Source organism: Salibaculum sp. (genome assembly GCF_035270045.1).
Lineage (GTDB): Bacteria > Pseudomonadota > Alphaproteobacteria > Rhodobacterales > Rhodobacteraceae > Salibaculum.
Genome location: NZ_DATFIP010000079.1, coordinates 44,275 through 55,222, shown reverse-complemented (window position 1 = coordinate 55,222; position 10,948 = coordinate 44,275). Strand labels below are relative to the sequence as shown.

Here is a 10,948-nt window from a genome sequence, read left to right as displayed (position 1 = left end):
CGAACGACGGCAACGCGCGGAAGCGAACCGCCTGACGGCACATCATGAGGCTTGGCGGGGTCACTCAATGCCGATTGCTGAGAGGACCCGCTTGGTTTCCACATAGAGATAGAGTTCGTCATCCTGGGTGATCATGCGGGCGTGCATCGTGCAGATCCGGATTGGATAGAGACGCTGGAACGACTCCTGCACGAAAGTCGGACGGCTGAACACCGGTTTGAAAACTTCGTTCCAGTTGTTCTTCTGCGTAATGATCGGCACGTAGTCGCTGAAATCCGCGTAGGCTATAAGTGGGTGATCAACCTCGCCGTTGGCACGCGCCCTCTCTCGCTTGTCGATCCAGCTCTTGCGCATGTCGCCGGGGACGTGGTGTTTAATCCACTGATCGCCAAACGCCTTGGTCATCTGCTCGTCGATGAATTGGCGAAGCTGCGTTTCAAAGCGCTGCAGCCGGCCATGGGCAGCATTCGTCCGCGCGAACTCTGCTTCTTGCTCGTCTTCTTCCCTGACCTCTTCGTAGTCGTAGGCATCGATGATTGGTGCTGGCGCGCCCCTCAGTCCGGCAATATCAAGGCTCTCGCCGAAGGCGTCCGTCGGAAACGCAGTTAACGCGGGGTCAAAGCCACGCTCTTGGTAGAACGCCGAACGCGCAAGCGGATCATCAAAGATCTTTTTCGGAAAGTTGATTCGGTCCTGCCAGTCTCCGAGATCGAGGCGCAAGAGTTCGGTCAGACGATCGTCGAAGGCCGGAATGTTATGTAGCGCAAAACCCATGCTTTGAATGTCGGCGAAGGCGCCGACGGAGCGCATCTGCGCTTGCATGTCGAGCCAGGGGCTTCGGATGGCCTCTGTCGCCCGGCGAAGGTAGTCCTGATGATCTTTGAAATGTTTGACGAGTTCGGAAGCGTGGTCGGCCCGGTAGGCTTCCATCAGCTCCGTCGCGAGCTTGAATTCCGGCAGTTTGAAGCGATCGGTCGATAGCGCGAGTTGTTTCTGCAGCTCTGCGAAGTTGCCACCTTGCTCGGTTAACGCTGCGAGGACACCGCTACGTCGGAGTTCTTCCACAGGCCCATAAGCCGCACTCAGCACGTTCTTCTGATGCTCCATGTCCTTTGCAATCCTGGCGAGCGCATTGTTGCCACCGAGTGCCCGTTCAATGTCCACAAGCGGCTGCAATTGCGCGGTCAGCTTCTTAAATTTGCCCTCTGTCACGCTTTGCCTCCCGGTTCCGCAACGGCTTCGATTTTGCCGTCCGTGTCCTTGGATTGCCAGCTTTCGTTTCTGCCAAAAACTGATTTTAACAAGTCCAAGTAATCACTTCTGTACAAGCGCTGGCCAGCGTCCGCTTTCGGTCAGATGCAATGCGGCATCAACGATCAAATTGAATGACCGCTCTGGGCCGAGTATGCCTGTAGGGGCAATGATGAACACCCAAGTTTGCAAACCCCGCTCACCGCTTATAGCTGCCCTTTCGACCTACCCTGCGCGATCACGGACGCGCCCCGGCGCGGAGCGGGCGCCTGTCGCCGCGTGGCGCGCCCTAGCCGCCCGGCGTGATCAGGCCCATGCGCGCGGCGTGCCAGGCGGCCTCGGCGCGCGAGGAGATGCCCAGCTTGCGGTAAATCGACTTGATGTGGCTGGCCACGGTGCCCACGGCCAGACCCGTCTCGACGGCGACCTCGGCGTTGCGCAACCCCCGCGCGATCAGCGCCAGGATCTCGCGTTCGCGCACCGTCAGCTCGTCCTCGGGCTGTTCGGCGGGTCCGGTATAACGGAAATGCTCCATGATGCGCCGCGCGATCGAGGGGGTCAGCGCAGGGATACCGTTGGCCAACTGGCCCAGCTGGTGGCGCAGCAGGTCCTCGGGCTGTTCCTTGAGAAGATAGCCTTCGGCCCCGGCCGACAGCGCGGCCACGATATGTGCGTCGTCGCCCATCACGGTGCTGACCACGGCCACCGTCTCGGGGCGCACCAGGCGCAGGTTGCGCAACACTTCCATCCCCGAGCCATCAGGCAGGCCCAGGTCGATCACCGCCAGGTCGAAGTCACGCCGGGCCACCTCGGCGATACCGGCGCGCATGGTCCCCGCGCCGGTGATCTCGCAACCGGGAAAGGCCGCCCGCGCGATCCCGGCCAGCCAGTCGCGGGTCACGGTGATGTCCTCGACGATCAGGATTCGTTTCATGTCAGCTGCTCCCCTGCATGGCGGCGCCGGGAAGACGGGCGCGCAGCCGGGTTCCCCGTGCAGCCGGGGCGATCTCGATCTCGCCGCCCAAACCCTCGATACGGCTGCGCATGTTGGCCAGCCCGTGCCCATCGGAAAGGTGCCCGGCATCGAAGCCTGTGCCGTCGTCGATCACACGGATCTGCAGCCCGGCATCGTCCGCGGCCAGTTCAACGTCCACGCGCCCGGCCGCGGAATGGCGGATCGCGTTGCTGACGGCCTCGCGCAGGACCGCGCGCAGGGCATGCGCCTGTTGCGGCGCCAGCACTGCGCCTGCCGTGCCCGTGACATGCCAGCCCAGCGCCATGCCGGCAGCATCCAGCCGTTCCGCCGTCTCGGCACGCAGGTTGGCCAGGATCTCGTCCAGCGGCACCTCGTCGGCCGCCGGGGCGTTGATGATCGCACGCAACTCGGACAGGGCCTCGCGGATCAGCCCGTCCTTGCGGGGCGCGTCGGCACTGTGCAGGGCGCTGAGCAGCTGCGCACCGATGTTGTCGTGCATGTCGCGCGAGATGCGGGCCCGTTCCGTGGCCACGCCCTTTTCATAGGCGCGGCCGGTTTCGACGGAATGGGCCAGCATGGCGACCATCTCGTCCACCAGCGCGACGTCGCGGGGCCGGAACAAGCGCCGTCCGCCCCCCGCATAGGACAGCCGGAGCGCCGGTACGCGACCCGCTGCCGGCACCGTCAGGCCCAACCCGCCCTCGTCCAGTTCCGCACCTGGCCCGGTGTCACGACCGGCCTGCTCGATGTGGAGGGGATGGAACAGGTTCTCGAGCAGGGCACGCCAGCGCGCCGCCTGGCTGCCGCCTGGCGGCGTCAGGGCGATGTCCACGATCTGGCTGAACAGGCGCTGGCGCTGCGGCTCCACCGGCGTGAAGATGCGCCGCCATATCGCCTCTCTGAAGGGCAGGTAGGCCAGGGTCACGACGACGAAGGACAGGCTCAGCGCCGGGCCCGCCTCGACCGACAGTGCCAGGACCAGCACCGCGTCCAGGGCCACGATCAACATCACCGCCACCATGGTGAAGAGGATGCGGAAGGCCCACTTTTCCAGGTTGAACAGCCGGGTGCGGCGCACACCGACGGCCAGCCCGGCATAGATCAGCAGGAAGAACAGGAAGGCATACCCCTGAGACAGGGTGACGTCGGCCCCCAGCAGATGCGGCACGATGATCGTCAGCGTGAAGGCCCCGGTCCCGAGGAGGACCGACAGCCCAAGCCAGCGCAGGGTCGCCCGGCCGCGCGGATCGCCCCGCGTGGCGCGCATTTGCAGGCCCAGGCAGGCGACAATGGCCAGCATGGCGAGCAGGATCGGCAAATAGCGGGTGTAGGCCGGACCGGGCGCCAGGCGCAGCACATCCGCCGCCACGACGGCGGCCAGGATCACCGCCGGCACGAAGGCGCCGAGCACGCCGGTCAATTTCGCGGGATAACGCAGCAACAGCCCGATCATGCCCGCCCCGAAGGTCAGCGATCCCGTATTGTTCATGTTGGACAGGGCGCGGAACAGCCCCTCGGGCATGGCCACCTCGCGCGTGCTGTAGACCGAGGCGCAAAGGGCCGAGAGCGCCAACCCCGCGCCGGCCAGCGCGAACATGAAAGCGGCCAGGTCCCGGCCGCGCAGGCTCCAGACCCATGTGCCCATGACCAGGCCGGTGACGCCCACCAGCACCTGCACCCAGAAGACGACCGGCAGGTCGCCGACGGGGCGCGCGGGGACTGTGGCCAGCGTGACGTCGCGTTCCGGACCATCGGCGGGGGCCAGCGTCGCCATGACCCGACCGGCCTCCAGGATATCGTGAATCTGGCCCTGCCGGGCAAAGAACACCCCGTCCAGCGCGGCGAAGCTGTCGGCCACGTCCGGTTCCTCTGCCAGGTCGGCCGGGCGAAATTCAACGCGGGTCCCGTCGTCGGCGGCGGCAAGCGCAAGCAGCCGGTCACCGGGCGCGAGGTCGGCATTCGGCCCCGCAGGGTCCACACCGGCCAGGACAATCCCCTGCCCGTCCACGGTGACGGCCAGATCGATCCCCGCCCAGGGCTGATCCAGCGCCAGCAGCACGGCACCCAGCGCGCCAATCGCAGCCAGCACCAGCGCCGGGGCGAGAATCAGGACAGGGGTGTAACGGGCGCGCACTCGCGGGACCTCCGGCCATGGATTGACCCCGACTATAGCCAGTTTCGCGCGCCGATCACCTCCCCCGAAAGGGGTAGCCGCGACACTGTTTGCCGGTGGCTCCTCGCTGGCCCCGACCCAGGCCGGGCGAGCCTCTCAGGTGATGACATCGGGTGCGCGGCGCCCGCTGCGCGCGGCGATCCCGGCCAGTTCCTCGGTGGCGGCGATAACAGGCGCCAGCGCTTTTTGGGGGTCCTGGTGGAGCGCCTCGGGGTCGGTTTCCAGCTGTTCGAGATAGACCCTCAGGGTTGCCCCCTCGGTGCCGGTCCCCGACAGCCGCAGCACGACCCGCGCGCCACCCTCGAAGAAGATGCGCAGCCCCTGCGCCTTTGCCACCGACCCATCGACGGGGTCATGATAGGAAAAGACATCCGCCCGCGCCACGGTCAGCCCGGCGGCCTGCGCGCCGGGCAAGTCGTCCAGGCGGGCCTCCAGGTCGGCCATGATCGCTTCGGCCACGGCGCTGTCCACGGCCTCGTAGTCGTGTCGCGAGTAGTAGTTGCGCCCGTAGCGCGCCCAATGCTCGGCCAGCAGCCCGGCCACCGACTTGCCGGTCACCGCGAGGATGTTCAGCCACAGCAGCACCGCCCACAGCCCGTCCTTTTCACGCACGTGGGACGACCCGGTGCCCGCGCTTTCCTCGCCACAGAGCGTCACGCGCCCTGCGTCGAGCAGGTTGCCGAAGAATTTCCAGCCCGTCGGGGTCTCGTAGCAGGCCATGCCACGGGCCTCCGCCACGCGATCGGCCGCCGCCGAGGTCGGCATCGACCGGGCCACCCCGGCCAGCCCCCCGGCATAGCCCGGCGCCAGGTGGGCGCGGTCGGCAAGCACCGCAAGGCTGTCGGAGGGGCTGACATAGCAGTTGCGGCCCAGGATCATGTTGCGGTCGCCATCGCCATCCGAGGCGGCCCCGAAATCCGGGGCATCCGCCGAATACATCCGCGCCATCAACTCCGCCGCCCAGACCGGGTTGGGGTCGGGATGACCGCCGCCGAAGGCAGGGTCGGGCACCGCGTTGATGACCGTGCCCGCGGGGGCGCCCAGCCGGGTTTCGAGGATCTCGCGCGCATAGGGCCCGGTAACGGCGTGCATCGCGTCGAAACAGACGCGGAAGCCGCTGCGCAACAGCGCCGAGATGGCCCCGAAATCGAAAAGCTCTTCCATGAGGGCGGCATAATCGGCGACGGGGTCCACGATCTCGACCACCATGTCGCCCAAGCGATTCTCTCCGATACGGTCGAGCGCCACCGTGCCCCCCTTGAAGACATGGTATTCGGTGATGTCCAGCGTGCGGGCGTGGATCGCCCCGGTGACGGACTCGGGGGCCGGGCCACCATTGGGGCCGTTGTATTTCAGGCCGAAATCCGCGTCCGGGCCGCCGGGGTTGTGACTGGCCGACAGGATCAGCCCGCCATCGGCGCCGCGCCTTCGGATCAGGTGCGAGGCAGCGGGCGTCGACAACAGCCCGCCCTGCCCGACGATGCAGCGCGCCGCGCCATTGGCCGCCGCCATCGCCAGGATTGTCACGGTGGCCTTGTCGTTGAAATAGCGCCCGTCGCCACCGATCACCAGCGTCTTGCCCATGACCCCGCCGATGCCATCGAAGATCGCCTGCACGTAGTTTTCCAGGTAACCGGGTGCCATGAAGACCTGGGTCTTCTTGCGCAATCCGCTGGTGCCGGGTTTCTGCCCCGCGACGGGGGTGGTTGTGACGGTCTGACGGGTCATGCCTTTGCCCTCCCTGCGTGCTCTGGTCGTGATCGGGCCGCGCTGTCGGTCATGGGGGACAACTCGAACGCCACGACGCTGTCCGCGGCAATGGCCACACCGCGCTGGTCCGGTGGCCCCGCGGACTGGCCCGAGCTGTCGATGACCCGCTGCCAGCGATGCCCCGGCATGGCCTCGGGCAGCACCGCCCGCGTCTGGCCACCGGCGTTGAACAGCAGGTAGACGGCCCCGTAGCGCGGCTCATAGGCCGGGGTGCCACGGGCCATGCGCATCTCGACGCCCAGGCAGCGCAGGTCCGGATCGACCCAGTCCTCCTCCATCATGGCATGGCCGTCGGCGCGGCGCCAGAAGACATCCGGCTTGCCATCAACCGCGCGGGTGCCGGCATGCAGGAACCGCTTCTGCCGCAGGATCGGATTGGCCTTGCGAAAGGCGATAATCCGGCGGCAGAAGGCCAGGAAATCCGGGTCGGCGGCCTCCCAGTCGACCCAGCCGATATCGTTGTCCTGGCAATAGGCGTTATTGTTGCCGCCCTGCGAATTGCCCAGTTCATCCCCGGCCAGGATCATCGGCGTCCCCTGGCTGAGCATCACGGTCGCGAACATGTTGCGCCGCCGCCGCGCCCGGCGGGAAATGATATCCGCGTCCCCGGTCGGCCCCTCGTGGCCACAGTTGTCCGAATGGTTGTGATCGTGCCCGTCGCGGCCGTCTTCGCCGTTGGCCGCGTTATGCTTGTGGCTGTAACTGACCGTATCCATCAGGGTGAACCCGTCATGCGCCGTCACGAAGTTGACCGAGGCGGTGGCGGGCCGGCCGTCGTGATCGAACCGAAGGGCCGATCCGGCGACATGCCCGGCCAGCTTGCGGGTCATGTGGGCATCGCCGCGCCAGAATCGGCGGACATTGTCGCGGTACTTGTCGTTCCATTCGGCAAATGGCGAGGGGAAAGCCCCCAGCTGATAGCCGCCGTGGCCGACATCCCAGGGTTCGGCGATCATCTTGACCTTGTTGAGCACCGGGTCCTGCCGGATCGCGCGGCAGAAGGGGCCGTCGCGGTCAAAGTCCCCACCCGTCCGGGCCAAGGTCGAGGCCAGGTCGAAGCGAAACCCGTCCACGTGCATGACCTCGACCCAGTAGCGCAGCGAATCCATCACCATGCGCAGCACGAAGGGGTGATCTAGGTCCAGCGTGTTGCCGCAGCCGGTGTCGTTGACGTAGTGGCGCGGGTTCTCGGCCAGGCGGTAATAGCTGGCGTTGTCGAAGCCGCGGAAAGACAGTGTCGGGCCGCGGTGGTCGCCCTCGGCGGTATGGTTGTAGACCACGTCGAGGATGACCTCGATCCCGGCGGAATGGAACCGGGCCACCATCTGCTGGAACTCCGAGATGTCGCGCCCGCTCATGAAGCGCGGGTCCGGCGCGAAGAACCCCAGCGTCATGTAGCCCCAGTAGTTGCTCAGGCCGCGGTCCACCAGGAAGCGGTCGTCGACGCTGGCATGGATCGGCATCAGCTCGATCGCGGTCACGCCCAGGTTGCGCAGGTGGCGCAGCATCGGTTCTGACGACATGGCCAGGAAACGCCCCGCGTGGGGGATGTCGTCGCGCCCGGCCGTCAGCCCCTTGACGTGGGCCTCGTAGAGGATGGTGTCCGTCCAGCGCGTGTCCAGCCGCATCTGGTCCTGCCGGCCCCAGGTGAAGGCCGGGTCCACCACCACCGAACGCGGCATGTAGGGGGCGCTGTCACGGCTGTCGAAGCTCAGGTCCCCGTCGGCATGGCCGATCTCGTAGCCGTAAAGCGCATCGTGCCATTCCAGGTGCCCGGTCAGCTGCTTTGCATAGGGATCGACCAGGAACTTGTGCGGGTTGAAGCGGTGCCCTTCGGCCGGCGCATAGGGGCCGTGTACGCGGTAGCCGTATTTCTGGCCCGGGCGCAGCCCGGCGATGTAGCCGTGCCAGATGTGGCCCTCGCGTTCGGCCAGGTCCACCAGGTAGACCTCTTCGCCGGTCTCGTCGCACAGGCAGAGCGTCACCTTGGTGGCATGTTGCGAGAAGACGGCGAAATTCACCCCTTCGCCATCGAAGGTCGCCCCCAGCGGATTGGGCCGCCCGGCGCTGAGTTGATAGGATGTCATCAGGTCTCCCCGGTCAGGTCGGCGTAAAGCGCGGCATAGGCCGCAGCCGAGGGCCCCCAGCCAACCGGGTGCGCCATGGCGTTGCGCTGCATCCTTGACCACAGATCGGGCGCCGCGAAAAGGTCGCACAGGCGCGACAGCGCGTTGCCAAGCGCCTCGGCGGTCACGGGGTTGAACTGGATGCCCGTCGCGACCCGCCGTGCCATCGTGGCCGGTGTCGCCGGGATCACGGTATCGGCCAGCCCGCCGGTCAGGGCCACCAGCGGCAGGGTGCCGTAGCGCAGCCCGTAAAGCTGCGTCAGCCCGCAGGGCTCGAAGCGCGAGGGGACCAGGATGGCATCCCCGCCGGCGATCATGCGATGCGACAGGGCCTCGTCGTAGCCGATGCGCACCGCGACGTTCGGGTCGTCGACGGCGCGAAAGGCGCCCTCCAGCGCCGCCGCGCCGCTGCCGAGCACCGCCAGTTGCCCGCCCCGCGCCAACAAGCGCGGCAGGGCCTCCAGCAACAGGTCCAGCCCCTTCTGCTCGGTCAGCCGAGACACCACCACGCACAGCGGGCCGGGCGCCTCCGGCAGGCACAGTTCGGCGCGCAGGGCAGCGCGGTTGGCCGGTTTGCCGCGCGGGGTCTTGTAAGGGCGGATTTCGGGGTCGGTGCCGGGCGACCAGGCGTCAAGGTCGATGCCGTTGAGGATGCCGCCCAGGTCGGCCCGCCGGGCGCGCAGCACCCCGTCGAGGCCCATGCCGAAGTCGGGGGTCATCAGTTCCTCGGCATAGGTGGGAGAAACCGTGGTCAGGCGATCGGCAAAGACCAGCCCGGCCTTGAGCATCGAGACCTGCCCCCAGTATTCGACCCCTTCCTTGTCGAGGTCGGCACCCACGATCCCTAGGCCAGAAGCCCGCGCCATGGGGGCAAGCCCCTGGAAGGCGATGTTGTGGATTGTCAGGACGCTGGGCACACCGGTCTTGTCGCGCCGCAGGTAGTAGGGCACCAGCCCCGCCTGCCAGTCGTGGCAATGAACCAGGTCGGGGCGCCAGTCGCCAAGGCGGCAGGCCGCGATATCCGCGGCCACCCGGGCCAGCGCGGCAAAGCGTTCGGGATTGTCGGGCCAGTCGTGGCCGTCGGTGTCCAGGTAGGGGCCGCCGGCCCGATCAAAGAGATGCGGCGCCTCGACCACCAGCAGATCCAGCCCCGCCGCGCGCCCCGCCAGCAGCCGCCCCGGCCCGCCAAAGAGCGTCGGGATGCGGGCGACGGGCGTCGCCCCGTCAAGGGCCTCAAGAACCGCCCGGTAGCCGGGCAGCAGCGTTCGCATTTCGACACCCTGCCCGGCCAGCGCCGCGGGCAACGCACCGGCCACATCGGCGAGGCCGCCGGTCTTGACCAGTGGCGCGCATTCCGACGTGACCGAAAGAACCCGTATCGCCGGATCGCTCACTGCGCTGCCCGCCACGCCTCGACCATGGGCTGGGTGATCAGTGTCGTGCCCTTGTCCGTGACGCGGAAGAACCGGGCGTCCTCGGCCGGGTCCTCGCCCACGACGAGGCCGCGGGGGATTTCCACGCCGCGGTCGATCACGCATTTGCGCAGCCGGGCCGAGCGGTTGATGACCACCTCGGGCAGGACGACCGAATGATCGAGCACGGCATACGAATTGGTGTGCACCTTGGAAAACAGCAGCGAATTGCGCACCTCGGTCCCCGAGATGATGCAGCCCCCCGACACCATGGAGGATATGGCAACCCCGCGCCGGTCCTTCTGGTCATGGATGAACTTGGCCGGCGGCAGGTTCTCCGAATAGGTCCAGATCGGCCAGGTCCTGTCCCAGAGGTCCAGCTCGGGGGTGAAATCCGTCATGTCGATGTTGGCTTCCCAGAAGGCATCCAGGGTGCCCACGTCGCGCCAGTAGCTGGGCGCGCCCTCGGCCCGCACGCAGCTGTCGTCGAAGCGGTGCGCCACGGCCTTGCCGCCGCTGACGATGCCGGGGATCAGGTCGCCGCCGAAATCATGCGCCGAGTCCGGGTCCTCGGCATCGGCTAAAAGAAGATCGCGCAGGTAGGACCAGCGGAAAACGTAGATCCCCATCGAGGCCAGCGCCTTGTCCGGGTCCTCTGGGGTGGCGGGCGGATCGGCGGGCTTTTCCAGGAACGAGGTGATGCGGCTGTCGGAATCCACCGCCATCACGCCGAAGGCCGAGGCCTCCTCGCGCGGGACGGTCAGGCAGCCCACGGTGACGTCCGCGCCGGACTCAACGTGCTGGGACAGCATGATCTCGTAGTCCATCTTGTAGATATGATCGCCGGCCAGCACGACGATGTATTCGATGTCGTAGCTGTCGATGATGTCGATGTTCTGAGTGACCGCGTCGGCGGTGCCGCGATACCAGTGATCCCCGGTCACGCGCTGCGAGGCAGGCAGGATATCGAGGAACTCGTTGCGTTCGGAGCGGAAGAAGTTCCAGCCCCGGTGGCAATGGCGGATCAGCGAATGCGCCTTGTACTGCGTGGCCACGGCGATCTGGCGGATGCCCGAGTTCATCGCGTTCGACAGGGCGAAGTCGATGATCCGGGTCTTGCCGCCGAAATGGACCGCCGGTTTCACACGCCTGTCGGTGAGTTCCTTGAGCCGCGATCCGCGCCCGCCGGCCAGCACGAATGCCATCGACCTCTGCGTCAGCCGTTTCTTTTCCACCATGG

7 protein-coding genes are annotated in these 10,948 nt (G+C 67.0%); all 7 read right to left on the bottom strand.

Going from position 1 to position 10,948, the window contains the following annotated elements; translation table 11 throughout:
• Positions 1–60 precede the first annotated feature (60 nt).
• A complete protein-coding gene (locus VJ897_RS13865; protein WP_324056288.1) occupies positions 61–1,212 on the bottom strand; it encodes a Swt1 family HEPN domain-containing protein in 1,152 nt (383 codons plus the stop codon).
• 328 nt (positions 1,213–1,540) lie between these two features.
• Positions 1,541–2,185: a response regulator gene (locus tag VJ897_RS13860; protein ID WP_324056287.1), complete on the bottom strand. Its 645-nt coding sequence runs from the start codon at positions 2,183–2,185 to the stop codon at positions 1,541–1,543.
• A 1-nt stretch (position 2,186) separates the two neighbouring features.
• The gene (locus tag VJ897_RS13855; protein ID WP_324056286.1) at positions 2,187–4,361 is read right to left on the bottom strand and encodes a sensor histidine kinase; all 2,175 of its coding nucleotides are present in this window, start codon (positions 4,359–4,361) and stop codon (positions 2,187–2,189) included.
• Positions 4,362–4,496: 135 nt separating this feature from the next.
• Positions 4,497–6,128, bottom strand: a complete 1,632-nt coding sequence (locus VJ897_RS13850; protein ID WP_324056285.1) for an alpha-D-glucose phosphate-specific phosphoglucomutase — start codon at positions 6,126–6,128, stop codon at positions 4,497–4,499.
• Positions 6,125–8,257: a glycogen debranching protein GlgX gene (glgX, locus tag VJ897_RS13845; protein ID WP_324056284.1), complete on the bottom strand. Its 2,133-nt coding sequence runs from the start codon at positions 8,255–8,257 to the stop codon at positions 6,125–6,127. The genes VJ897_RS13850 and glgX overlap by 4 nt, the downstream gene beginning before the upstream one ends.
• On the bottom strand, positions 8,257–9,690 hold the full coding sequence (gene glgA / locus VJ897_RS13840) for a glycogen synthase GlgA (RefSeq protein ID WP_324056283.1): 1,434 nt from the start codon (positions 9,688–9,690) through the stop codon (positions 8,257–8,259). Before glgA ends, glgX begins: the two co-directional genes overlap by 1 nt.
• Positions 9,687–10,946, bottom strand: a complete 1,260-nt coding sequence (gene glgC, locus VJ897_RS13835; RefSeq protein ID WP_324056282.1) for a glucose-1-phosphate adenylyltransferase — start codon at positions 10,944–10,946, stop codon at positions 9,687–9,689. Before glgC ends, glgA begins: the two co-directional genes overlap by 4 nt.
• Between the last annotated feature and the right edge of the window lie 2 nt (positions 10,947–10,948).

Coding starts and splice junctions, on each gene's coding strand:
- VJ897_RS13860 (WP_324056287.1), bottom strand. CDS start 2,185: ATGAAACGAATCCTGATCGTCGAGGACATCACCGTGACCCGCGACTGG.
- VJ897_RS13850 (WP_324056285.1), bottom strand. CDS start 6,128: ATGACCCGTCAGACCGTCACAACCACCCCCGTCGCGGGGCAGAAACCC.
- glgX (WP_324056284.1), bottom strand. CDS start 8,257: ATGACATCCTATCAACTCAGCGCCGGGCGGCCCAATCCGCTGGGGGCG.
- glgC (WP_324056282.1), bottom strand. CDS start 10,946: ATGGTGGAAAAGAAACGGCTGACGCAGAGGTCGATGGCATTCGTGCTG.